Genomic DNA, 23,496 nt, shown 5'->3' on the forward strand with positions numbered 1-23,496 from the left:
GAATTCCTCGGATTTCGCGCTCACCCATTCTTCAATCAGGAGTCAAACACAATGACGTTTAAGCGTCCCTCTGGCGCGGGATTGGCGGCACTCGCCGTTGGCCTGTTCGCCGCAACTGCGGCTTACGCCGATCCGACGGTCAACAAGGGCGATAACGCCTGGATGATGACCTCGACGGTGCTGGTTCTGTTGATGACAGTCCCGGGCCTCGCCCTGTTCTACGGCGGCCTCGTTCGTTCCAAGAACATGCTCTCTGTGTTGATGCAGGTCCTCTACACCGCTTGCATCGTGATGGTGATCTGGGCTCTCTACGGCTACAGCATCACGTTCACTGGCGGTTCGGCCTATATCGGTGGTTTCTCCAAGGCGTTCCTCGCCGGCGTGACGCCTGACTCGATGGCTGCTTCGTTCACCGCAGACGCCAACATCTCGGAACTCGTCTACTTCTGCTTCCAGATGACCTTTGCCGCCATTACCCCCGGCCTGATCGTCGGCGCCTTCGCAGAACGCACCAAGTTCGCCGCGATTGCACTGTTCATCCCGCTCTGGGTGACGTTGATCTACTTCCCGATCGCGCACATGGTTTGGTACTGGGCCGGTCCGGACGCCATTGTCGCAGCCGCCAAGGCTGTTGCGGCTGCGGCTCCCGATGCGAAGGCTGCGGCTCAGGCCAAGCTTGACGAAGTCATGGCCGATGCCGGCCAGGTGTTCCTGTGGGGCGCTCTCGACTTCGCCGGCGGCACCGTCGTTCACATCAACGCCGGCATTGCTGGTCTCGTGGGTTGCCTGATCATCGGCAAGCGCACCGGCTACGGCAAGGAACTGATGGCTCCGCACTCGCTGACCATGACCATGATCGGCGCGTCTCTGCTGTGGGTTGGCTGGTTCGGCTTCAACGTCGGTTCGAACCTCGAAGCCTCGGGCACTGCCGCTCTCGCGATGACCAACACCTTCCTCGCAACTGCGGTTGCGGCGATGGCCTGGATGTTCGCGGAGTGGATGACCAAGGGTCACCCGTCGCTGCTCGGTGCAGCATCGGGCGCGGTTGCCGGCCTCGTCGCCGTCACCCCGGCTTGCGGCTTCTCGGGCCCGATGGGCGCGATGGTTCTCGGTCTGGTCGCAGGCGTCGTCTGCCTGTTCTTCTGCACCGTCGTGAAGAACTCGCTTGGCTATGACGACTCGCTCGATGTGTTCGGCGTCCATTGCGTCGGCGGCATCATCGGCGCGCTCGGCACCGGCATCCTGGTCAACCCGGCCCTCGGCGGCACGGGCGTCATGGACTACGTCGCCGGCAAGATTGGCGACTACGACATGGTCACCCAGATGATCGCGCAGTGTAAGGCTGTCGCGACCACGCTGGTGTGGTCGGGCGTCGGTTCGGCGATCCTGTTCAAGGTCGTCGATGTGATCGTCGGTCTCCGCGTCAATGTTGAAGTCGAGCGCGAAGGCCTCGACGTCACCGAGCACACCGAACGCGCCTACAACATGTAAGCGTCACGAGTATCCCGGATCATCGGTCCGGGATGCTCACAAAGGGATCGGTTGGGGCACTACCCGGCAATGTCCCAACCGTCGAAGGGCTCCAGCGCAAGCTGGAGCCTTTCACTTTTTGGGCGGCCATTCTGATCTCCGCGCAGGCCTGGACGGCCGCCGAACACGTGATAGCAAGGCCGGCCCCTCGATGGTTAATCGCGTCTTAACCTCGCCGTATCTATGGTGGTTTGATCTCGTTTCGGCCGATCTCATGGGGCGATCGGCTGCCTTGAAAGTACTGGCGTTTTCCTGATGGCACTCACCGCTCCTCCTTCCGCGGCGCAAGGCGCTGGCAGCCGGACCTCGGCTGGGCCCAATGGCGAGCGTTCACCGTTTGCGCGGCTGACGGAATTGCTGGCGCCATATCAGCCCGGCCAACCGCTGATCACACTGTCATTGGGCGAGCCGCAGCACCCGGTGCCGGATTTCGTCGGACCGGTCCTCGCCAAACACACTGCCGATTTCGGCCGCTATCCGATCGCCAAGGGCATTGAGCCGTTCCGCCGCGCCGCCGCTACGTGGATGGGTACGCGCTTCAATCTCCCGCGCGCCCTCGATCCGGAAACCGAAATACTGGTGCTGAATGGCAGCCGCGAAGGCCTGTTCTTCGCCGCGATCACGGCCGCGCGCTTTGTCGGCCCGCGCAAAGGCACGCCGGCGATCCTGCTGCCAAATCCGTTCTATCCAGCCTACGGCGCCGGTGCGCGTGCCGCGGGTTGCGAACCGATCTTCATGCCGACCACGGTGGCCAACGGCTTCCTTCCCGATCTCGACGCACTCGATGAGGCCACGCTGGCGCGCACGGTGGCGATGTACGTCGCATCGCCGGCAAACCCGCAAGGCGCCGTCGCGACGCCCGCTTACTTCAAGAAGCTGCACGACCTCGCGTTGCGCTACGGTTTCATCGTGCTGTCCGACGAATGCTATTCGGAAATCTACACACAGGCCGCGCCCGGCAGCATGCTGGCATCAGCCGGACCCGACTATGCCAATGTCGTTGCGTTCCAGTCGCTGTCTAAGCGTTCGAATCTGCCAGGCATGCGCGTCGGCTTCGTCGCGGGCGACAAGAAGTTCCTGAGCGCGTTTCACGAATTGCGCAACGTCGCCGCGCCGCAGGTGCCGGTACCGCTGCAGCAGGTCGCGGTTGCCGCCTATAGCGACGAAGCGCATGTGGAAGAGAATCGTAGGCTCTACCGCTTGAAGTTCGATCTTGCGGATCAGATCCTCGGCAATCGCTACGGCTACAAGCGACCGGCCGGCGGCTTCTGTCTGTGGCTCGATGTCTCCGCATATGGCGGTGACGAAGAGGCAACCGTGAGACTGTATCGCGATGGCGGCGTGCGCGTGGTGCCCGGAAGTTATCTGGCGCGCCCGCAGGCCGACGGCAGCAATCCCGGCGCCGGCTATATTCGTTTGGCCATGGTGCAGGACAGTGAAACGACAGCCGAGGCTTTGCATCGGCTGGTGAAAATTTTGAATTGAAGATCCTGGATTAATGCAGGGCGCATGAGCACTCCGGTATGAGCACCACGATCGAACGCGTCATTCCTCTCGTCGGCCATCTGCCCGCGTCAATTCGCGAGATGCTGGGACGACGGCTGCGTGAACTGGCAGGCTTTGGCCTGGTCTGCGCCGCAGGTGTCGCGGCGGCAGCGATGATGACGTGGTCCGTACAGGACCCGAGCCTGAGCCATGCCACCTCGCGTGCGATCCGCAATGTCGCCGGTTATCCCGGCGCGATCGGCGCCGATCTGTTGATGCAGATCCTCGGCCTCGGCGCGATCATGATGATTCTCACCATCGCCGTCTGGGGCTGGCGGATGATGACGCATCGGCATTTCGATCGCGAAGCACTGCGTATCGGTTGCTGGGTCCTTTGCACCATCATCGCATCAGGCTTTGCCAGCTGCTGGCAGCATGGCGGGTCGTGGCCCCTGCCGACCGGCGTCGGTGGCGTGGTCGGCGACGCGCTGTTTCGCGCGCCCGCGGTCGTATTTGGCCCCGTCGGCTTCATCTATCGATTCGTACTCGGCTTTATTCTCTGCGCGGCGATGATCGTGACCTTCTTCATCGCCTGCGGCTATGGCGCGCAGGCGAAGGAAGAGTTTGCCGAGATCGACATCGAGGAAGACGACGAGCCATTCGAGGAAGACGAAACCCGCGATCGCAGCTCAATTTCGGTTTCGCTGGGCTGGGCCGCGCATGCCGTGATGAGCGCGAAGGCGCGTCTCGGCCGGTTGCTCTCGGTGATCTATGGCAAGATGGTTGCGAGCGAACCCAAGGCGCGCGCGGCATCCTTCGAACGTCAGGAACCGAACCTCGGCGCTCGTCGCAATAGTCCGTCAATTGCGCCGCATGACGAAGACGTGGTCGATCACGACGAAGACGAAGAGCACGACTACGAGGAAGAAGAAGAGGAAGAGGAGCCCGCCCCGAAGGCGCGCAAGAAATCCTCGGCCAAGGAGCCGGTGCGGAAATCCAACGGCAAGTTCGAACTGCCCTCCGTCGGCATGCTCACCGCGCCGAAGGCCGCCGATCGCAAGCCGCTCAGCAAAGCCGAACTCGAAGCCAATTCGCGCGCGCTGGAAGGCGTGCTGCAGGACTTCGGCGTGCGCGGCGAGATCGTCAAAGCCAATCCCGGCCCCGTCGTCACGCTGTACGAACTCGAACCCGCACCGGGTATCAAGTCGTCGCGCGTGATCGGCCTTGCCGACGACATCGCACGCTCCATGAGCGCGCTGTCCGCCCGCGTCGCCGTCGTTCCCGGTCGCAACGCCATCGGCATCGAGCTGCCGAACGCCCATCGCGAAAACGTCTACTTGCGCGAACTGCTGACCGTGCAGGACACCAATGACGGCAGCATCAAGCTGCCGCTCTGCCTCGGCAAGAATATCGGCGGCGAGTCGATCATCATCGATCTTGCGCGCACGCCGCATATGCTGATCGCCGGTACCACCGGTTCGGGCAAGTCGGTCGCTATCAACACCATGATTCTCAGCCTGGTCTACCGGCTGCGGCCGGATCAGTGCCGCCTGATCATGGTCGACCCGAAGATGCTCGAACTGTCGGTCTATGACGGCATCCCGCATCTGCTGACGCCGGTCGTGACCGATCCGAAGAAGGCCGTGGTCGCCCTGAAATGGGCCGTGCGCGAGATGGAAGAGCGCTACAAGCGCATGGCCAAGCTCGGCGTGCGTAACATCGACGGCTATAATGCGCGCCTCGTGGAAGCCAAGGCCAAGGGCGAGGAGCTCTCGCGCACCGTTCACACCGGCTTCGACAAGGAGACCGGCAAGGCGATCTACGAGGAAGAGAAACTCGATCTCGCGCCGCTGCCCTATATCGTCATCATTGTCGACGAAATGGCCGACCTGATGATGGTTGCCGGCAAGGACATCGAAGGCCTGGTGCAGCGCCTCGCGCAGATGGCACGTGCCGCCGGTCTGCACGTCGTCCTCGCGACGCAGCGACCGTCGGTGGACGTCATCACCGGCACGATCAAGGCGAACTTCCCGACGCGTATCTCCTTCCAGGTCACGTCGAAGATCGACAGCCGCACCATCCTGGGTGAGATGGGCGCCGAGCAACTGCTCGGCCGCGGCGACATGCTCTATATGGCTGGCGGCGGCCGCATCTCGCGCGTACACGGTCCTTTCGTGTCGGACGAGGAAGTCGAGAAGGTGGTGCGCCACCTGAAGATGCAGGGCGAGCCAGAATATCTCGAGGCGGTCACCGCCGAAGAACCGGAAGAAGGCGAGGACGGCGCGGTATTCGATTCGACCGGCATGGGTGCCGATGGCGGTGGTGGCGATCTGTTCCAGCAAGCCGTTGCCATCGTCAAGCGCGACCGGAAGGCGTCGACCAGCTACATCCAGCGCCGGCTGCAGATCGGTTACAATCGCGCAGCGTCGCTGATCGAGCGCATGGAAAATGAAGGCATCGTCGGTCAGCCAAACCATGCCGGTAAACGCGAAATTCTGATCGAAGAAGAAGAAAGCGGGTTCTGAGAGTTTGACCCTGTCGATGGACAATCCCGCTTTCGAGTCGCGAAATCGCCACAGCTCCGGGTTAGCGCCTGCGCTGGTGGCGTCAGCCGCGACGGAGGCGCAAGAGACCACCGCCCGGACCGCAAAACCGGTACCCATTCTGACGCAAAGCGCGGTAAAATGCGCCGAACCCGCCGAGCAGGACGACGCCTTGATGAGACGCCCGACCCATCACGCCGCAGACCGGTCTTTCCTGCGCATCGGCGCAGCCGGCCTCGTCGCGACGTTTGTCGCCGCTAGTGTGGCGCCGTCGGCCTATGCCCAGTCGATCCCCTTGCCGCGACCTGCACCGCAAGCGCGCAGCAATGGCAGTTTCCAGATGTCGGCCTCCGAGCCCCAGGCCGTTCGGCCGCCAGTTGCAATCGCACCCAAGACATCGACGACGTCATCCACGCCGCCGAATCCAATCATTCCGGATCCGCGCCGCAACGTTCCCGCCAGCATTTTCATGAGCTTCGACGCCAATCAGAAGGCGCAGGCGAGCAAAGTCAGCAGCTATCTGTCATCGCTCAGCAATCTGAGCGGTAACTTTGTTCAGGTGGGCCCGGACGGCAGCCGCACCACCGGTGATTTCTTCATCCAGAAGCCCGGCAAGGTCCGTTTCGAATATGATGCGCCGACGACCATCGCCATGGTGTCCGACGGCCAGTCGCTCGCCGTCCGCGATTCCAAGCTGGCAACCCAGGACATCTACCCGCTGTCGCAGACACCGTTGCGCTATCTGCTGTCCGATCGCATCGATCTGATGAAGGACACCAATGTGGTCGCCGTCACCGCTGACGACCTCTATACGTCGGTGACCATCGAGGAAAAGAACGCGCTGGTCGGCACCTCGCGCCTGATGCTGATGGTCGGCACCAAGGATGGCCAGCTCAAGCAGTGGACCGTCACCGACCCGCAGGGCTATGACACCACGGTCGCGATCTACAATCTCGATACCGCGAAAAAGCCCGACCCGGGGCTGTTCAAGATCGACTTCACCAAGTATCCCACCAGCGGCGCGAATTAGTTTTCGCTGCAGGTGATGCCCTCATGATGAGCAGGCGCGCTTGCGCCGTCTCACCATCGGATTTCCATGCGTTTTTCCCTGACCACCTGGAATATCAATTCGGTGCGATTGCGCATCGACCTTGTCGCCAAGTTTCTCGAAGAGATGCAGCCGGATGTGCTGTGTCTGCAGGAAACCAAGTGCCCGGACGATGCCTTTCCGCTCAAGCGCTTCAAACAGCTCGGCTATGACCATGTCGTGCTGAACGGGCAGAAGGGCTATCACGGCGTCGCCATCGTTTCGAAACTTCCGTTCGAGAGCAGCGACATCCGCGTGTTCTGCAACAATCTGGACTCACGCCACATCTCGGTATCGTTCGGCGAAAAGGCCGGCATGACCGTGCCGCTGATCGTGCATGATTTCTATGTGCCTGCCGGCGGTGACGTCCCGGATCCGGACGTGAACGCGAAGTTCGCGCACAAGCTCTCGTTCCTCGACGAGATGAAGACCTGCGAGCCGCTGCATCCGCGCGGTGATGCGCGTCACATCCTGGTCGGCGATCTCAACGTGGCACCGCATGAGAATGACGTGTGGTCGCACAAGCAGATGCTGAAGATCGTGTCGCATACGCCGATCGAGTGCGAAAAGCTGCTCGCCGTGCAGAGCGAAGGCAACTGGATCGACGTCGCGCGCGAACGCATTCCACTGTCCGAAAAGATCTACACGTGGTGGAGCTACCGCGCTGCCGACTGGGCGGCGTCGAATCGCGGCCGCCGCCTCGATCACATCTGGGTGTCGTCAGCGCTGAAAGATTCGATCCGCGACTTCACCGTGACCGGTGATGCACGCGGATGGGAGCGGCCATCGGACCACGTCCCGGTCACGACGGTGCTGGAGCTTTGATATCAGTTACTGGCTGAGCTTGGCGCCGATCAGCGTCACGTCGCTGGCGAGCTGGCTGACGCGGGTCGCCATGTCGTCACGCAGACGGCGCGCGGCTGCCGGATCGCTGTCGAGCACGCGCTGAAACAGGCTGCGTGTGATCCGGATCGTACTGGAATATTCCGTGGCGACCGCCGTCGAGGGCCGCTGCATTGCCACCAGTAGTGCAAGTTCGCCCATCAATGTGCCAGGACCTGCGATCACTTCATGATCGCTGCCGTTGTCGAGACTAATGCGGAATGCGCCGGTCTGGACGACGTAGCCGCAATCGGCATCGTCGCCCTGCCGGAACAGCACGGAGCCCCGTGCAAATTCCTGCTGTTCGGAGCCGATCGCGATCACGCGCAAAGCGGCGATACCCAACAGGCGCAATGTCGGGACGCGCTCAAGCAGGGCTACATCATCATCGATCGACATGTAGAACCGTGTGATCGGGACGCGCGAAGGAGGGCACCGAACAGCTAATGGCGAATCGGCTCCCCAATCGTATCACGGCACCAACTTGTAGCCACCGGCTTCCGTCACCAGGATTTCAGGATTGGCGGCGTCCTTCTCGATCTTCTGACGCAGCCGATAGATATGCGTTTCCAGCGTGTGTGTGGTGACGCCGGAATTGTAGCCCCAGACTTCCTGCAGCAGCGTCTCGCGCGACACCGGCAACTGGCCGGCGCGATACAGGAAGCGCAGGATCGCGGTTTCCTTCTCGGTCAGGCGGACCTTCTTGGCATTGGCGCCGGTAAGCATCTTGGAGCCAGGTCGGAAACTATAGGGACCGACGGTGAAAACAGCGTCTTCGCTGGCTTCATGCTGACGGAGCTGCGCACGAATGCGCGCCAGCAGCACAGCAAAGCGGAATGGCTTGGCGACATAATCATTGGCGCCGGACTCCAGACCGAGAATGGTATCGGAATCGGTGTCGTGTCCCGTCAGCATGATGATCGGCGCCTTGAAGCCACCCTTGCGCAGGCTGCGCACGACTTCGCGACCGTCCGTGTCGGGCAGGCCGACATCCATCAGCACCAGATCGGGGGAATTGGCCTTGGCTGCAGTAGCGCCCTTGGCGCCGGTGTCGACAGCGGAGGCCTCGAACTCTTCGTGCAGCGACAGCTGCTCGACCAGCGCCTCGCGCAAATCAGTATCGTCATCCACGATCAGGATCTTGCGGGCATTGGGCATTGCGACAATCCTTTGAACGGCTGCGGCGGAGCGTTGTTCGCCGCGCTGAAACAGTGGGCCAGAAATCGTGACAGGCTTCGCCGTTAACGCATATTCTAGCGCAAAATCAGCGACATTCCCGGCGAATGTACTGCTGCAGCGCGAAATAGAACATTTGCGGTAAATAGCAAGGTGGAGTTCGCGATTCGGATGGGAAGTCTCGTTATTTCAGACACTTATCGAACAAGCTTACGTGATCGACCGCTAACTATGGTTCACATTCGCGCGTCAGCCGGAGACAGACTCCGTGGATGGCTGACGACCGATCACACAACCATACCCGTCGCGCTCGGTCGCGGCGGAATCAAGGCGAACAAACGCGAAGGCGATGGCGGAACGCCGCGTGGGACGTTTCGCCCCATCCGGCTGTGGTGGCGAGCCGACCGTAATCCACGTCCGCGTAGCTTTCTGCCGATCCGCCCCATCACGCCAATGGATGGCTGGTGCGAGGATCCATCTGACCGGCACTACAATCGGCCTGTGCGGCTCGATCGTGGAAATGACGGCGACCGACTGGCCCGCGAGGATCATCTCTACGATTTCATCATCGAGATCGACCAGAACACCCGGCCGCGGATCGCCGGACGGGGAAGCGCAGTGTTCCTGCATCTGGCCCGCCCGAAATTCGCGCCGACCGCGGGCTGTGTGGCGATGACCAAGCCGGCCATGCTGCGGCTGCTGGCCCGGATCGGGCCGAAGACGAAGATTGTCATCGGCTAGGCCTCTGGCCTAGCGACGTCCGAAAATCGCCGAGCCGACGCGCACATGAGTCGCGCCGAACTGGATGGCGATGGCAAAGTCGGCACTCATGCCCATCGATAACTTAGTCAGTCCATTGCGAGCCGCGATCTTGGCCGTCAGCGCGAAATGCGGCGCCGGTGCATCGTCAACCGGCGGAATGCACATTAGTCCCGAAATCGTCAGCCCGTATGTATCGCGACAGCGGGCCAGGAAATCATCGGCCTCGCCCGGCGCGATGCCGGCCTTTTGCGGCTCCTCTCCAGTGTTGAGCTGTACGAAGAGCTGTGGCGTCCGCTGCTGCGCCTTCATCTCCTTGCTTAACGCTTCGCAAATGCTCGGGCGATCGACCGAGTGGATTGCATCGAACAAGGCGACCGCTTCCTTGGCCTTATTGGACTGCAAAGGCCCTATCAGATGCAGCGCAATCGCGGGTTGAGTGGCGATCAGCGCCGGCCACTTGGATTTTGCCTCCTGGACGCGATTTTCGCCGAACACACGCTGACCGGCCTGGATCACGGGCGCAATTGCGTCAGCCTCGAAGGTCTTCGAGACCGCGATCAATGTCACAGAACTGCGATCCCGCCGCGCTTCGTTACACGCGCGAAAGATATCGTACTCGACCGATGCGAGTCCGTCGGTTGGTAAAGAAGGCGTTACGCCTGACGACTCTTGCACGGATTTATTTTCAACCAAGGCGCGAACTTTCTTGAGATCCATTGCAGTTTAACGAATCCGGGAAAGGCTTTTTGAAGGCTTTAGAGTACCTATGTCCGCGGGGCTTAGGGATCGAAGATGTCACGCATCGGTATTAACCGCAATAAAGCGAGGCTCAGGGGAGCTCTCGGTATTCGCGCTCGACTGGTCCTGTTGGCCCTCATTCTGGTGGGGCCATTAATGGCGGAGCGAATTCGCTCACTCGATGCGACGCGTACCCACCAGATCACGACGGCCGCGCGTGATTTCGCTGGTGTCGCCCAGCACAGCGCCGATGCACAGCGCGAAGTCTTCGCCTCTATCGAGGCCGTGCTGAAATCATCCGCCTACATCTATACGTCGGCCGCTCAGGTGAACCGGAGCTGCGCCATTATGCGGGCGAGCCTCCGCGGCGATATGCCGTGGCTGCGCAGCCTGACAGTGGCCGGCGCGGATGGCATCGCCATGTGCTCAACCTGGCCGGAAGTCATCGAGCAGAGATTCGATTTCAGCGATCGCCCCTATTTCAAGAAGGCGATAGCGACCGGTGAGTTTGTCGTCAGCGATTATCTGTTCAGCCGCCTGACGAACCAGCCGACGGTGATGGCTGCCTATCTCGCACCGGGCCTGACCAAGGACGACGATGCCGTGGTTCTGGCGGCGGTGAATCTCGACTGGATGTCGAAGATCATGGGCAATCTCGGCGACCGGCCCGGCGTCACGACACTGCTGGTCGATCATGCCGGCACCGTGCTTGCTGCGCCGCCGACAAACACCAGCGCGATCGGTCGGCCGATGGAAGACCTTGCTCTATTGCCGATGATCGAAGCGCATCTGCGCAATACAGATAAGCAGACCGGTTCGCTGTCATTCAGCGCCAGTGACGGTTCACAGCGCGCCGTATCATTCGCGACAATCCCCGGTACCGGCGCGCAATTGATTGTCAGCATCGACGAGGCCCGAGTCTCGGCGGTTGCCGATCGCGAGATCCGCACCGCTTATTTGCAGCTCGCCTTCGTCTGTCTTTTTGTTCTGCTTGGCGCGCTGGTGGTTGCAGAGCGACTGATCATCAAACCGATCCAAATGATGGAAACCATGGCGCAGAGGTTTGGCCGCGGTGACTGGTCGGCGCGCGTTGCTCGCAACACGCTGCCGGCTGAGTTCGTGCCGCTGGCCCGTGCATTTTACGGCATGGCCGCACAGTTGCGCGGTCGCGAGCGTGAATTGCGCGCCAGCAACGAGCAGCTCACGGTGCTGGCGTCGGTGGACATGCTGTCCGGCCTAGCGAATCGGCGAGGCTTCCAGAGCCGCCTCGACTTCGAGTGGCTGAAAGCCCAGCAGTCCGGCGACCATCTGACGCTGATGATGATCGACGTCGATCACTTCAAACTCTTCAACGACACCTATGGCCATCCCGAAGGCGATGCCTGCCTGGCGCGCGTCGGCGAAGCGCTCTCGAATCTGGCCGATCGCAGCTCCGGCTTTGCCGGACGCTATGGCGGCGAGGAATTCTGCCTGCTGCTGCCGGGCACCGAGGTCGCCCGCGGCGTCCAGATCGGCGAAATGGTGCGTGCCGCCATCTGGAATCTGTCAGTCCCCCATGCCACCAGCGCGCATCAGCGGGTCACCGTCAGTGTCGGCGTGGCCTCAGCGACACCCGCCACACTGGAGACCGCCAGGGACCTGATCGAGGCGGCCGATGCCTCGCTCTACGCCGCCAAACGGCGTGGCCGTAACACCGTGGTTGAGCACGGCTTTGTCCGAGCCTACGGCACGGCCGTGTCGCTGGCGGGGTGAGGCGACAGAGACCCACTCTTGGCCCGTTTTTCGTCTTAAACCATTGACCTAACGCGGCCTTTTATGGCCTAGTCCCCGGCCTCAAGCGCGAATTCAGCCCGAGCAAGCACCGGTTTGCGACCTCGTTCGCGCGTCCATGATCTGAGAAGCGCTCGAACCGGCCGGCGGATTTCAAAAGCACCATGAGCAACGAACGTTACAACGCCCGCGAGACCGAACCGCGCTGGCAGCGCGTCTGGGACGACAAGGCGATCTTCGCCACCAAGAACGACGATCCGCGCGAGAAGTATTACGTGCTCGAGATGTTCCCCTATCCGTCGGGGCGCATCCATATGGGCCATGTCCGCAACTACACCATGGGCGACGTGGTTGCGCGCTTCCAGCGCGCGCAGGGCAAGAACGTGCTGCATCCGATGGGCTGGGATGCGTTCGGCCTGCCCGCCGAGAACGCCGCGATCGAGCGCAAGGTCGCTCCGAAGGCGTGGACCTACGAGAATATCGCGTCGATGAAGAAGCAGCTGCAGACCATGGGTCTGTCGCTGGATTGGTCGCGCGAATTCGCGACCTGCGACCCCACCTACTACAAGCATCAGCAGAAGATGTTTCTCGATTTCATGCGTGCCGGCCTCGCCGAGCGCAAGAAGTCCAAGGTGAACTGGGATCCGGTCGACCATACCGTGCTGGCCAATGAGCAGGTGATCGACGGCCGCGGCTGGCGCTCAGGGGCGCTGGTCGAGCAGCGCGAGCTGACCCAGTGGTTCTTCAAGATCAGTAAATATTCCGACGAGCTGCTGTCTGCACTGGATACGCTAGACCGCTGGCCCGACAAGGTGCGCCTGATGCAGCGCAACTGGATCGGCAAGTCGGAAGGCCTGCATTTCCAGTTCGGACTGATCGGCGCCCCCACCGGCTTCGACAAACTGCCGGTGTTCACGACACGCCCGGACACCATGTATGGCCCGACTTTCGCTGCGATCTCGCCGGATCATCCACTGGCGAAAGCGCTGGCAGAAAAGGACCCAAAGGTTGTCGCCTTCATCGAGGAATGCCGTCGCATGGGCACCTCGCAGGCCGAGATCGACACAGCCGAGAAGCTCGGCTTCGACACCGGCATCAAGGTCACGCATCCCGCCGACGCGTCATGGACACTGCCACTCTACATCGCGAACTTCGTGCTGATGGATTACGGCACCGGCGCCATCATCGGCTGCCCGGCACACGATCAGCGCGACCTGGATTTCGCGCGCAAGTACGATCTGCCGGTGCTCGACGTGTTTGTGCCCGTCGGCAGCGATGAGCGCGTTGGTAACATCGCTTTCGCTCCGGCGAAAAGTGAGACTGTGCAGTATGTCCGTTGGGTGGGTGAACCCGGCGTGATGACCTGCGAAGAAGCGATGAAGAAGTCGCTCGAGATTTTCGAGAAGGACGGCTGGGGCAAGCGCGAGATCAATTTCCGCCTACGCGACTGGGGCATCTCACGTCAGCGCTATTGGGGTTGCCCGATCCCGATCATCCACTGCCCGAGCTGCGATATCGTGCCGGTGCCGGACAAGGATCTGCCGGTCGTGCTGCCGGAGGACGTTTCCTTCGACAAGCCGGGCAATGCGCTTGATCATCATCCGACGTGGAAGCATGTGAAGTGCCCAAACTGCGGCGCGGATGCGCGGCGCGAAACCGATACCATGGACACCTTCGTGGATTCGTCTTGGTACTTCACGCGCTTCACCGATCCGTGGAACACGACGGCACCTACGACGACTGCTGTCGCCAACCGCATGATGCCGGTCGATCAGTATATCGGCGGCGTCGAACACGCGATCCTGCATCTGCTCTATAGTCGCTTCTTCACTCGCGCGATGAAGGCGACGGGTCACGTCAATTTCGACGAACCATTTGCCGGCATGTTCACGCAGGGCATGGTGGTTCACGAGACCTACAAGAAGCAGGACGGCACCTTCGCCTCACCGGCCGAGATCAACATCGAGATCGGCGGTAACGGCCAACGCGCTACGCTGATCGCCACTGGCGAAGACATCACCATCGGCCCGATCGAAAAGATGTCGAAGTCGAAGCGCAACACAGTCGATCCCGACGACATCATGGGCACCTACGGCGCCGATACCGCCCGCTGGTTCATGCTGTCGGATTCGCCGCCCGACCGCGACGTGATCTGGAGCGAAGAAGGCGTCAAGGGCGCCTCGCGTTTCGTGCAGCGCCTGTGGCGTCAGATCAACGAATCAGCCGCACATGGCAAATCTGCGCCGGCAGCCCGTCCCGCTGAATTTGGCCCCGATGCCTTGGCGATCCGCAAGGCTGCCCATGGCGCGCTCAGCAAGGTCTCGACCGAGATCGAAAAGCTGCACTTCAATGTCTGCCTGGCCCATATCCGCGAATTTTCCAATGTGTTGGGCGAAGCTTTGGCACGCCCGGGAACCCCGGCTCCGGATGTCTGCTGGGCGCTCCACGAGGCCTCGGTCATCCTTGTCCAACTGTTTGCGCCGATGATGCCGCATCTGGCCGAGGAATGCTGGGGTGTGCTGGGGCAACCGGGCATGATCTCGGAAGCCCGTTGGCCGCAAATCGAGCCCAATCTGCTGGTTGAAGACACCATGACCCTGCCGGTGCAGGTCAATGGCAAAAAGCGCGGAGAAGTCACAGTGGCCCGGGAAGCGACGAACCCGGAAATTGAGGCTGCCGCTCTGGCACTCGATGCTGTAAAACAGGCGCTGGACGGCAAGCCCGTCAAGAAGGTCATCGTCGTCGCCCAGAGGATCGTGAATGTTGTCGGCTAAATCCCGCATTGCCGCCCGGCTCATGGTCGTCGCCACCTTGGCGGCGCTGACAGCCGGCTGCTTCCAGCCGATGTATGCCGAGCGCAATGATGGCAAGCCCGGCCTGCGCGAGAAGCTGCAGGGCGTCGAAGTTCCGCCATTGGAATATCCCAATGCATCACCGCAGGCCCGCGTCGGTGTGGCGATCCGCAACGCGCTGATGTTCAAGATGTATGGCAGTGCCACCGGCCTGCCGCCGACCTATCAGCTGAAGATCCGCTTCAATCCGAGCCGGACCTCGCTGATCGTCGATCCGAATACCGCGCTGCCGACCAGCGAGAATTACGGTATCGACGCGACCTATGGTCTGATCGAGATCGCCACCGGCAAGCAGGTCCTGACCGGCAGCACCTTCTCCCGCGTCACCTACGACATCCCCGGCCAGCTGCAGCGCTTTGCCCGCGCCCGCGCCTATCGGGACGCTGAAGACCGCGCCGCGGCCGAGATCGCCGACAACATCAATACCCGGCTGGCGTCGTTCTTCTACGCCGGCACCTAAGCACGCCGCGTGGTTGCGCTTCGCGGAAAAGATATCGACACGTTCCTGGCCAGGCCGGATGCCGGCCGGCCCATTATCCTGCTTTACGGAGCTGATGCCGGACTCGTGCGCGAACGCGCCGACGCGCTGATGAAATCCGCGGTCGACGATCCCAACGATCCATTTTCGCTGGTTCGCATGGACGGCGACGATCTCGCTGCCGAACCGTCCCGGCTCGTCGAAGAGGCGATGACAGTGCCATTGTTCGGCGGGCGCCGCGCGATCCGAGTCCGCGCGGGCTCGAAGAATTTTTCCAGCGGCGTCGATACGCTCGCCGACTCCGACATCAAGGACTGCCGCATCGTCATCGAGGCCGGCGAGCTCAGGCCGGAATCGCCTTTGCGGAAAGTTTGCGAGAAGGCCAGGACAGCGGTGGCCATCGCCTGTTACCCGGACACCGAGCGCGATCTCGCAAAGCTTATCGACGAAGAACTCCGCGTCTCCAATCTCCGCATGGCGCCGGATGCGCGCGCGACACTGATGTCGCTGCTTGGCGGTGATCGGCAAGCGTCGCGTAATGAACTCCGCAAGCTGACGCTCTATGCGCATGGCACCGGCGAAGTCACGCTCGACGATGTGATGGCCGTCGTTGCCGACGCGTCCGAACTGAAGATCGATCCGATCGTCGATGGCGCCTTTGCCGGAAATCCCGCCGCGGTGGAGGTCGAGTTCAACAAGGCGATGATCGCCGGGACTTACCCGGGCATGATCATGATGGCTGCGCAGCGCCAGGCCGCACTGCTGCACAAAGCCAGCCTGCTGGTAGAGGCCGGCAGCTCTGCGTCATCCGCTGTCGAGAGCGGATTTCCGCGGCTGCATTTCTCACGCAAGGGAACGGTGGAAGCGGCGCTGCGCAATTTCTCAGCGCAGCGACTGGTGACTATTATCGACCAGCTCGCGGTCGCCGCGCTCGATGTCCGCAAACAAAACGCCCTCGGCGCGGTGATCGCACAGAGGGCGTTGATGTCGATTGCCGTGAATGCAAGGCGGCGCGGTTAGCTTTCCGAATCCAGCCGCTTCAGAATTTCGTCGAGCTGATCGAGATCACGATACTTGATGATCACGGTGCCGCCGGGATCGCGGTGATCCACCGACACCTTCAGCCCGAGCACGTCGCTGACCCGCTTTTCGAGCGCGATCGTGTCTGCATCTTTCGCCGCCTTGGGAGACGACGTACGCGGCTTCTGCGGCGCGCGTTCCGGCACGCCCTCTTCATGCGCGAGTGCTTCGGTCTGACGAACGTTCAGTCCCTCGGCGATGATCCGCTTCGCGGCGCTCGACGCATCCGGCAGGTTGATCAGCGCGCGGGCGTGACCGTTGGACAACTGACCCGACGCGATCAGGCCCTGCACGTCCTCCGGCAGCTTGGTGAGACGCATCATGTTGGCTACATGGCTGCGGCTCTTGCCGACGATCTTCGCGATTTCATCCTGACTGTGTTTGTAGGTCTCGGCGAGTGCGTGATAGCCCTGTGCCTCTTCCATCGCATTGAGATCTTCGCGCTGGACGTTCTCGATGATCGCGATTTCCATCGCGGCCGAATCCGTCACGTCGAGCGGCACGATCGGCACTTCATGCAGACCGGCGATCTGCGACGCACGCCAACGGCGCTCACCGGCGATGATCTCGAAGCGATCGTTCGAGCCCTTCACCGGCCGCACCACGATCGGCTGGATCACACCATGCTGCTTGATCGATGCCGCAAGTTCGCTGAGCTCCGCATCCGCAAAGGCCCGCCGCGGGTTGCGCGGATTGGCCTTGAGAAATTCGATAGGCACCTTGCGTTGATTGCGCGAAGGACGCTCGACATGCGCGGCTTCGCCGCCGACATCGCCGATCAGACTTGCAAGACCGCGGCCTAACCGCGAACGCGCTTCATCGGCCATCGCCAATCCCTTCGAACTCATGCGGGTTACTCCGTACTCAAACTAGAAATTCAGACCGCAGGATCGGTGGCGCAAAGCTCACCGCATCCCGAAAACTATCGACGCAAGATTTCAGTGAGCAGTACGCAGATCGCGCTCGCGCTGGATCACTTCGGTCGCGAGCCGCAAGTAGGCTTCGGAGCCCGAACACTTCAGATCATAGACGAGCACTGGCTTACCGTAGGACGGTGCTTCCGAAATGCGGACGTTGCGCGGGATCATGGTCTCGTAAACCTTGCTGCCCATGAACTCGCGCACGTCGGCAACGACCTGGTTCGACAGGTTGTTGCGTGCGTCGAACATGGTCATCACGATGCCATGGATCGACAGGTTCGGATTCAGCGTCGAGCGCACCTGCTCCACCGTCTGCAGCAGCTGTGACAAACCTTCGAGCGCGAAGAACTCACACTGCAGGGGAACGAGGATCGCATCCGACGCAGCCATCGCATTGACCGTGAGAAGATTGAGCGACGGCGGACAATCGATCAGCACATAAGTGTAGTCGGAGCCCGGCGAGACATTGTTGTTCAATTCGCCAATCGCATCGCGCAGCCGGAAGGCGCGGTCGCGGGCCGAACCAAGTTCGAGCTCAAGGCCCGAGAGATCCATGGTCGAGGCAGCGATATGCAGACGCGGCACGGCGGTGACCACAACGGCATCGCGCAGCGGCGCTTCGCCGATCAGGACGTCATAGGTCGAGCAGTTGCGATTGCGACGATCGATGCCGAGACCGGTGGACGCATTGCCTTGCGGATCGAGATCGACGATCAGCACGCGCTCGCCGATTGCGGCAAGTGCGGTGCCGAGATTAATCGCAGTCGTGGTCTTGCCGACGCCGCCCTTCTGGTTAGCCAGCGCCAGGATGCGCGGGTGTCCAGGCACCGTATTTGACGCATGCTCTTGATATTCCTGATCAATTACGGTCATTGGCGTGGCCATTTTGGTTTGCGGACGGGGTCAATCGCTCGATCCGGTCGAGTTCGACGATCCAGCCTTGTCCGCCGGTCAGGCTGGCATGCAGGCGCGGGCTTATATTCCAATATCTAGTAGCTTCGGTCAATTCCGATTCTACATCTTGACCCTTGAGAAATAAGGCTTTTGTGCCTGGCTTCTTCATTAGGGGCTCGGCGAAACCGATAACGATATGTAACGACGCAACGGCACGCGCGGTGATGCAATCGACATGCTCGGGAAATCTATCCACATTATCCCCGATGTCAGCGAGGTGAACTGTACCCGGGGCTTGTGTCACCCGTAGCGCTTCGCGCAGGAACGCCGCCTTCTTGGCGTTGCGCTCGACGAGATGAACATGCCCACTTCCGACGTCACCCATGGCACAGGCCAGAACGACACCGGGAAAGCCTCCGCCGCTGCCGAAGTCGAGCCAGATCTTTGCATCCGGCGCGAGGTTCAGAAGCTGCAGCGAATCCGAGATATGGCGCGTCCAGAGATTTGGAAGCGTGGCCGGCGAAATCAGATTTGTCTTGGCCTGCCACTGCAGCAACAGGTCAACATAGCGATCGAGCCTGTCTTCCGTTTCACGTGAAACAGGTGTCAACCGCAGGGCCACAGCCTTGTCGGCATCGAGCCGGGGTACGGGAGCAGCTTGCTGGGATCGTTGGGCCATTAGATTGTCTGAAAAGCTGTTGGGACCCATCCATACTCTGAGTCCATTGCTGCCGCTATCAAATTGCCGGATCGAGGCGACGAATCCGGGCCGGAATTGCCGATGAATGAGCGACTGACCTATCAGGAGGCCCTTCGACGCACCGGCCTGCTCGGCATCCTCGAGCCGTTCGACCCGCGTATGATCGGCACGCTGCCGCTCGGCGTCGCCCGGCCCGATAGTGACATCGATATCGTCTGTTGCGCCGCCGACCTGTCCACGGCTGTCGGACTTGTCTGGAGCACTTCGGCGAGTCCGAGAGCTTTGCCATTTATCAATGGTCGGCCAAAGGCCGACCGGTGATCGCGACATTCGAGGCGTATGGATGGCCGTTCGAGATCTTTGTCAGCTCGACTCCCGTACAGGATCAAACTGGCTGGCGGCACTTCGAGGTCGAGAAGCGACTGCTGACCCTGGGTGGACCCACCTTCCACACCGCCATCTGCGCGTTACGGGCCGAGGGAGTGAAGACAGAGCCTGCTTTTGCGCGTGCTCTCAAGCTTGAACGTGATCCTTATACTGCCCTGTACAACTTGTTCAGCACCTCTGATGACCAGCTGAATGCAGTCCTGAGGGCGCAAGGCTTTGCAGTCTAGAGGATTCAGGACAGTGAGTTGACCAGGATCAATGCGAGCGGGACGAGTCCTGCCTCCAATGAATCATCGTTGGAGGCAGATGACCATGAGTGCGATCGTACGGCTTTTCCTGATGCTGGCAGCGCCCATCGCTGCGCTATTCGTCTCGCGTGACGCACTCAATTTTGACGTGGTCCAGACAATCGTTGCTGTAATTCTTTTTACAGTGGCCGTCGCAGCTGTTGCTTTCTGGCCCCGCCGTCCAGCGAAGCCACCTTCAACAGAGCCGCGCTGATTTCGGCTTCCTGTTTCACGTGAAACAACCAACTAGGCCAAAGCAGCCTTCGGCTTACGTGCTTCGCGGCGGAGATAGGCCGCGAGAATGGCCAGGGCGGCCGGGGTCATACCATCCAGACGTCCGGCCTGCCCCACTGTGTGCGGAAGCGCGGCTTTAAGCTTCGCCCGGGCCTCATTGGACAGTCCGGGGACCACATCATAGTCGACATCCACCAGCGAGAGACCCTCGTCACGGCGAAAAGCCTCCACATCCGCGGTCTGACGCTTCAGATAGACATCATATTTGGCGTCGATCTCGATATGGGTGCCGATCGCTGGGTCAATGGCCGACAATTCTGGCCAGATCCCGGTCACGGTGGCCCATTCGGTCTCGGGGTAGGACAGGAGATCGAAGGCGGAGCGGCGCTGACCGTCATGATTGAGCGCCAGACCGTGCTTAGCCGCCCCGTTAGGAGTGATCGAGAGCGCCTGGGTCAGGGCCTTACCGGCAGTGAGGGCTTCCATCTTGGCGCCATGGCGGACCGAACGGGCGCTGCCGACACATCCCAGGCTGATACCTTTATCGGTCAGGCGCTGATCGGCGTTGTCGGCACGCAGCGTAAGCCGGTATTCCGCCCGTGACGTGAACATCCGATAGGGCTCGGTAATCCCGCGAGTGACCAGATCGTCGATCATCACGCCCAGATAGCCGTCAGCTCGATCGAACACGATCAACTGGCTACCGCTCGCGGCCAGGGCCGCATTCAGACCGGCGACGAGACCTGGGCGGCGGCTTCTTCGTATCCGGTGGTGCCATTGATCTGCCCGGCCAGAAACAGGCCGGGGACGCGCTTGGTCTGCAGGGTCGGATCGAGTTCGCGGGGATCGACATGGTCATATTCGATCGCATAGCCCGGGCGGACCATTCGGACCCGCTCGAGACCGGGGATCGAGGACAGGATCGCAGCCTGAACGTCCTCGGGCAGTGAGGTAGAGATACCGTTGGGATAGACCGTGGAGTCATCGAGGCCTTCCGGCTCCAGGAAGATCTGGTGGCCATCGCGATCGCCGAAACGGACGATCTTGTCCTCGATGGACGGGCAATAGCGCGGCCCCGAGCTCTTGATCTGGCCGGAATACATCGGCGAGCGATGCACATTGGCCCGGATCACCTCATGGGTCGCCGGTGTGGTGCGCGTGATGCCGCACTGAATCTGCGGATTGGTGATCCGATCGGTCATCACCGAAAACGGCTCCGGCGGATCGTCGGCGGACTGCATCTCAACGGCGGCCCAGTCTATGGTGGTCCCATCGAGCCGCGGTGGCGTGCCGGTCTTGAGCCGTCCGAGGGTAAAGCCGACGCGCTCGAACGCCTTGGACAGGCCGAGTGCGGGAGCTTCATCGATCCGGCCAGCGGGCCAGTTCTTCTCGCCGAGATGGATCAGGCCGCGCAGAAAGGTCCCAGTGGTGATGACCACCGATCCGGCGGAGAGTTCGCGGCCATCGGCCAGACGGATGCCGGTGACCCGGCCATTTGACATCAGCAGGTCGTCGGCCTCGCCTTCAACCACACTCAGATTCTCGGTCGCCACGATCGCCGCCTGCATCGCTGCAGCGTAAAGCTTGCGGTCCGCCTGGGTACGCGGGCCACGAACGGCCGGACCCTTCCTGCGGTTGAGCATGCGGAACTGGATCCCGCTGGCATCAGCGACGCGTCCCATCAACCCGTCCAGCGCATCCACCTCGCGAACGAGATGGCCCTTACCGAGACCGCCGATGGCTGGGTTGCAGGACATCGCGCCAACGGTCGCAAACTGATGCGTGACCAATGCCGTCCGCGCGCCCATGCGCGCAGCACCAGCCGCGGCCTCGCAGCCGGCATGGCCTCCCCCGATTACGATGACGTCAAACTTGTCCTGCATGGCCGCAGCTTCTAGCGCGGGTGCCGCTGGGATTGAAGAGAAATCCACAGACAGTGTTCACGTGAAACAACAGACGTCCTTTAAGAGGATCAGAGAGCCGGACTGTTTCACGTGAAACACACTCTTGTTTAGCCGCGATGGCGCGGAGCATCTTACAACAAAGCAGTCCAGTCGAGCCAGCCGCCCGCAAACCTAGCCTTTGGATTGCATCGCTCCGCTCGTAATGACAGCTGAAATTTCTACGCTTTTGCCGAGTGTTCCACGTTATATTGATTTTATATTCACTTCATTAAATAATGAACAAAGAAATATTACTTACCTATACAAAAATCTCGAAAGATGCTATCAAGGACATCTTCCACATCGACACGTCCCAGCAACCGCCCCAATTGCTGCGCTGCAGCACGCATATCTTCGGCAACGAATTCTTCGCCTTGCCCAGCCGATGTTGCAGCATGCTGCAGCAAATCCGACGTGCTGCGCAGCAAAAGACGCTGCCGCTCCCGGGTAATCAGCCCAGCCTCACCGCTCCCGAAGTATCGACCGGCAAAATCGACAAGCAGGGCTAACAGCTGTGCGAGGCCATCACCGCGCTCTGCAGAGATGGCGATCAACAGATCTGGCCCGGCCGACGCAGTCTGGACCAGATCGACCTTGTTCCGGACCACCCAGACCGGCGTCTCAGATTCCGTCAGCCATTGTTCTGGATTGGACGCCTCCGCGCTGGAGTCGACCAGCCACAGCACCAGATCCGCTTCGGCCGCCCGAGCCCGCGCCCGGCGCACCCCCTCCTCCTCTACCGGATCGGCCGTCTCGCGAATGCCGGCGGTGTCGATGATAGTTACCGGATAACCGTCGAGGTCGAGCTGCACCTCGATGACGTCCCGGGTGGTGCCGGCATGCGGTGAAACAATTGCCACGTCGCGCCGGGCGAGCTGATTCATCAGCGTCGATTTGCCGACATTGGGCTGGCCCGCGATCGCCACCAACAGACCGTCGCGCAACCGCTCGCTTCGACCCTGCGCCGCCAGCACTCCCTCGATCTCTCGATGCAGCGCCGATGCTTTCGCCAAAGCCGGCGCCAGCAATTCGGCGGATACGTCGCCCTCGTCGGAAAAATCGATACCGACTTCGACCAGAGCCAGCGCCTCGATGATCTGCTGTCGCCAGTTGCGCGCCTTGTCGCCGACTAGTCCCTTGAGCTGCCGCAGCGCCTGGCGCCGCTGCCGGTCGGTATCGGCATGGATCAGATCATCAAGGCCTTCCGCCTCGGTCAGGTCGAGCTTGCCGTTCTCGAACGCACGGCGCGTAAATTCGCCGGGCTCCGCCGGCCGCAAGCCGTCGATAGCGCCCAGCGCCACGAACAAGGAGGCCAGTACCGCGCGCCCGCCGTGGATATGAAATTCGGCGACATCTTCCCCAGTCACGCTGGCCGGTCCCGGAAACCACAGCACCACCGCATCGTCGATCGGGCCGAGCTTCTCGTCTGACAACAGAACATGGGTCGCCAACCGCGGCGCCGGCAGTCTCTTCGCCAGACGCGTCAGCGCCTCACCTGCCTGGGGACCTGACACGCGGACAATCGCAATCGCCGTCGGCGGGCGGCCGGAGGACAAGGCGTAGATCGTCTGGTCGCGCGGATGCATCGCCTATTTGCCGATGGGGGTGGCGGGATGCAATGGGGATTCTGACTCAGAAATCCCACCCACACCGTCATTCTGGGCCGAGCGAAGCGCTTGATGCAACCGAACCCAGAACGACAGTAAGTGACGGCGCACCAAACAAAAAGAGCGCCGATGCTTTCGCTA

The 23,496-nt window shown here is 61.5% G+C and carries 19 protein-coding genes and 1 pseudogene; 12 read left to right on the forward strand and 8 right to left on the reverse strand.

Translation table 11 applies throughout. The features are described 5' to 3' along the window. Positions 1-51: 51 nt before the first annotated feature. The 5 genes from RSO67_RS17625 (at position 52) to RSO67_RS17645 (ending at position 7,470) form a co-directional block, all read left to right on the forward strand. A complete protein-coding gene (locus RSO67_RS17625) occupies positions 52-1,491 on the forward strand; it encodes an ammonium transporter (RefSeq protein WP_089263149.1) in 1,440 nt (479 codons plus the stop codon). A gap of 294 nt (positions 1,492-1,785) precedes the next feature. After that, the gene (locus tag RSO67_RS17630; protein ID WP_315839912.1) at positions 1,786-3,015 is read left to right on the forward strand and encodes an aminotransferase class I/II-fold pyridoxal phosphate-dependent enzyme; all 1,230 of its coding nucleotides are present in this window, start codon (positions 1,786-1,788) and stop codon (positions 3,013-3,015) included. 38 nt (positions 3,016-3,053) lie between these two features. Then, positions 3,054-5,540, forward strand: a complete 2,487-nt coding sequence (locus RSO67_RS17635; RefSeq protein WP_315839913.1) for a DNA translocase FtsK — start codon at positions 3,054-3,056, stop codon at positions 5,538-5,540. 193 nt (positions 5,541-5,733) lie between these two features. Then, the gene (locus tag RSO67_RS17640; protein WP_315839914.1) at positions 5,734-6,588 is read left to right on the forward strand and encodes an outer membrane lipoprotein carrier protein LolA; all 855 of its coding nucleotides are present in this window, start codon (positions 5,734-5,736) and stop codon (positions 6,586-6,588) included. 66 nt (positions 6,589-6,654) lie between these two features. Continuing rightward, positions 6,655-7,470: an exodeoxyribonuclease III gene (locus tag RSO67_RS17645; protein ID WP_315839915.1), complete on the forward strand. Its 816-nt coding sequence runs from the start codon at positions 6,655-6,657 to the stop codon at positions 7,468-7,470. Between the two features lie 6 nt (positions 7,471-7,476). Here the strand turns inward: RSO67_RS17645 and RSO67_RS17650 are convergent, their stop codons facing one another. Both RSO67_RS17650 and RSO67_RS17655 read right to left on the reverse strand, forming a co-directional pair. Next, positions 7,477-7,926: a cyclic nucleotide-binding domain-containing protein gene (locus RSO67_RS17650; protein WP_315839916.1), complete on the reverse strand. Its 450-nt coding sequence runs from the start codon at positions 7,924-7,926 to the stop codon at positions 7,477-7,479. A gap of 72 nt (positions 7,927-7,998) precedes the next feature. Continuing rightward, the gene (locus RSO67_RS17655) at positions 7,999-8,685 is read right to left on the reverse strand and encodes a response regulator transcription factor (protein WP_068730214.1); all 687 of its coding nucleotides are present in this window, start codon (positions 8,683-8,685) and stop codon (positions 7,999-8,001) included. A gap of 249 nt (positions 8,686-8,934) precedes the next feature. Between RSO67_RS17655 and RSO67_RS17660 the strand changes: the two genes are divergently transcribed. Beyond that, positions 8,935-9,444, forward strand: coding sequence for a L,D-transpeptidase (locus RSO67_RS17660; protein WP_410001754.1), 510 nt, complete (start codon positions 8,935-8,937; stop codon positions 9,442-9,444). A gap of 9 nt (positions 9,445-9,453) precedes the next feature. Here the strand turns inward: RSO67_RS17660 and RSO67_RS17665 are convergent, their stop codons facing one another. Then, entirely contained in the window at positions 9,454-10,182 is a 729-nt protein-coding gene (locus RSO67_RS17665) for a YggS family pyridoxal phosphate-dependent enzyme (RefSeq protein WP_315839918.1), read from the reverse strand. Between the two features lie 75 nt (positions 10,183-10,257). Here RSO67_RS17665 and RSO67_RS17670 point away from each other — a divergent pair, with 75 nt between their 5' ends. The 4 genes from RSO67_RS17670 (at position 10,258) to holA (ending at position 16,323) form a co-directional block, all read left to right on the forward strand. Further along, positions 10,258-11,955: a diguanylate cyclase domain-containing protein gene (locus RSO67_RS17670; RefSeq protein ID WP_315839919.1), complete on the forward strand. Its 1,698-nt coding sequence runs from the start codon at positions 10,258-10,260 to the stop codon at positions 11,953-11,955. A gap of 182 nt (positions 11,956-12,137) precedes the next feature. Continuing rightward, positions 12,138-14,747 carry a leucine--tRNA ligase gene (gene leuS, locus RSO67_RS17675; RefSeq protein ID WP_315839920.1) on the forward strand — a complete coding sequence of 870 codons (2,610 nt, stop codon included), beginning with the start codon at positions 12,138-12,140 and terminating at the stop codon, positions 14,745-14,747. Further along, complete coding sequence (gene lptE, locus RSO67_RS17680; RefSeq protein WP_315839921.1) at positions 14,734-15,285, forward strand: LPS assembly lipoprotein LptE; 552 nt, start codon at positions 14,734-14,736, stop codon at positions 15,283-15,285. The genes leuS and lptE overlap by 14 nt, the downstream gene beginning before the upstream one ends. A 9-nt stretch (positions 15,286-15,294) precedes the next feature. Continuing rightward, positions 15,295-16,323 carry a DNA polymerase III subunit delta gene (holA, locus tag RSO67_RS17685; RefSeq protein ID WP_315839922.1) on the forward strand — a complete coding sequence of 343 codons (1,029 nt, stop codon included), beginning with the start codon at positions 15,295-15,297 and terminating at the stop codon, positions 16,321-16,323. On the opposite strand, the gene RSO67_RS17690 is transcribed toward holA, so the two are convergent. The 3 genes from RSO67_RS17690 to rsmG all read right to left on the reverse strand — a co-directional run bounded on the left by RSO67_RS17690 (position 16,320) and on the right by rsmG (position 18,876). After that, a complete protein-coding gene (locus RSO67_RS17690) occupies positions 16,320-17,210 on the reverse strand; it encodes a ParB/RepB/Spo0J family partition protein (RefSeq protein ID WP_068730222.1) in 891 nt (296 codons plus the stop codon). The two genes, holA and RSO67_RS17690, sit on opposite strands and share 4 nt — an antisense overlap. Before the next feature lie 111 nt (positions 17,211-17,321). Continuing rightward, positions 17,322-18,176, reverse strand: coding sequence for a ParA family protein (locus tag RSO67_RS17695; RefSeq protein ID WP_315839923.1), 855 nt, complete (start codon positions 18,174-18,176; stop codon positions 17,322-17,324). Continuing rightward, on the reverse strand, positions 18,163-18,876 hold the full coding sequence (rsmG, locus tag RSO67_RS17700) for a 16S rRNA (guanine(527)-N(7))-methyltransferase RsmG (protein ID WP_315839924.1): 714 nt from the start codon (positions 18,874-18,876) through the stop codon (positions 18,163-18,165). The genes RSO67_RS17695 and rsmG overlap by 14 nt, the downstream gene beginning before the upstream one ends. A gap of 102 nt (positions 18,877-18,978) precedes the next feature. On the opposite strand from rsmG, the gene RSO67_RS17705 reads away from it, so the two are divergent. Then, positions 18,979-19,218 carry a DUF4269 domain-containing protein gene (locus RSO67_RS17705; RefSeq protein ID WP_315839925.1) on the forward strand — a complete coding sequence of 80 codons (240 nt, stop codon included), beginning with the start codon at positions 18,979-18,981 and terminating at the stop codon, positions 19,216-19,218. Continuing rightward, entirely contained in the window at positions 19,116-19,511 is a 396-nt protein-coding gene (locus RSO67_RS17710; protein ID WP_315839926.1) for a DUF4269 domain-containing protein, read from the forward strand. The genes RSO67_RS17705 and RSO67_RS17710 overlap by 103 nt, the downstream gene beginning before the upstream one ends. Positions 19,512-19,817: 306 nt before the next feature. On the opposite strand, the pseudogene mnmG reads toward RSO67_RS17710, so the two are convergent. Together mnmG and mnmE are read right to left on the reverse strand one after the other, a co-directional pair. Continuing rightward, positions 19,818-21,688, reverse strand: a pseudogene (gene mnmG / locus RSO67_RS17715) (tRNA uridine-5-carboxymethylaminomethyl(34) synthesis enzyme MnmG). Positions 21,689-21,999: 311 nt separating this feature from the next. After that, positions 22,000-23,334, reverse strand: coding sequence for a tRNA uridine-5-carboxymethylaminomethyl(34) synthesis GTPase MnmE (mnmE, locus tag RSO67_RS17720; RefSeq protein ID WP_315839927.1), 1,335 nt, complete (start codon positions 23,332-23,334; stop codon positions 22,000-22,002). Between the last annotated feature and the right edge of the window lie 162 nt (positions 23,335-23,496).

The sequence above is a fragment of the Tardiphaga sp. 709 genome (genome assembly GCF_032401055.1).
GTDB lineage: Bacteria > Pseudomonadota > Alphaproteobacteria > Rhizobiales > Xanthobacteraceae > Tardiphaga.

Bases quoted from the DNA above. Each gene is read 5' to 3' on its own strand.
- RSO67_RS17690 (WP_068730222.1), bottom strand. From the start codon at position 17,210: ATGGCCGATGAAGCGCGTTCGCGGTTAGGCCGCGGTCTTGCAAGTCTG.
- mnmE (WP_315839927.1), bottom strand. From the start codon at position 23,334: ATGCATCCGCGCGACCAGACGATCTACGCCTTGTCCTCCGGCCGCCCG.
- RSO67_RS17665 (WP_315839918.1), bottom strand. From the start codon at position 10,182: ATGGATCTCAAGAAAGTTCGCGCCTTGGTTGAAAATAAATCCGTGCAA.
- RSO67_RS17650 (WP_315839916.1), bottom strand. From the start codon at position 7,926: ATGTCGATCGATGATGATGTAGCCCTGCTTGAGCGCGTCCCGACATTG.
- rsmG (WP_315839924.1), bottom strand. From the start codon at position 18,876: ATGGCCCAACGATCCCAGCAAGCTGCTCCCGTACCCCGGCTCGATGCC.
- RSO67_RS17655 (WP_068730214.1), bottom strand. From the start codon at position 8,685: ATGCCCAATGCCCGCAAGATCCTGATCGTGGATGACGATACTGATTTG.
- RSO67_RS17660 (WP_410001754.1), top strand. From the start codon at position 8,935: ATGGTTCACATTCGCGCGTCAGCCGGAGACAGACTCCGTGGATGGCTG.
- RSO67_RS17695 (WP_315839923.1), bottom strand. From the start codon at position 18,176: ATGACCGTAATTGATCAGGAATATCAAGAGCATGCGTCAAATACGGTG.
- RSO67_RS17645 (WP_315839915.1), top strand. From the start codon at position 6,655: ATGCGTTTTTCCCTGACCACCTGGAATATCAATTCGGTGCGATTGCGC.
- RSO67_RS17705 (WP_315839925.1), top strand. From the start codon at position 18,979: ATGAATGAGCGACTGACCTATCAGGAGGCCCTTCGACGCACCGGCCTG.
- leuS (WP_315839920.1), top strand. From the start codon at position 12,138: ATGAGCAACGAACGTTACAACGCCCGCGAGACCGAACCGCGCTGGCAG.
- lptE (WP_315839921.1), top strand. From the start codon at position 14,734: ATGTTGTCGGCTAAATCCCGCATTGCCGCCCGGCTCATGGTCGTCGCC.
- RSO67_RS17625 (WP_089263149.1), top strand. From the start codon at position 52: ATGACGTTTAAGCGTCCCTCTGGCGCGGGATTGGCGGCACTCGCCGTT.
- RSO67_RS17630 (WP_315839912.1), top strand. From the start codon at position 1,786: ATGGCACTCACCGCTCCTCCTTCCGCGGCGCAAGGCGCTGGCAGCCGG.
- RSO67_RS17670 (WP_315839919.1), top strand. From the start codon at position 10,258: ATGTCACGCATCGGTATTAACCGCAATAAAGCGAGGCTCAGGGGAGCT.
- RSO67_RS17640 (WP_315839914.1), top strand. From the start codon at position 5,734: ATGAGACGCCCGACCCATCACGCCGCAGACCGGTCTTTCCTGCGCATC.
- RSO67_RS17635 (WP_315839913.1), top strand. From the start codon at position 3,054: ATGAGCACCACGATCGAACGCGTCATTCCTCTCGTCGGCCATCTGCCC.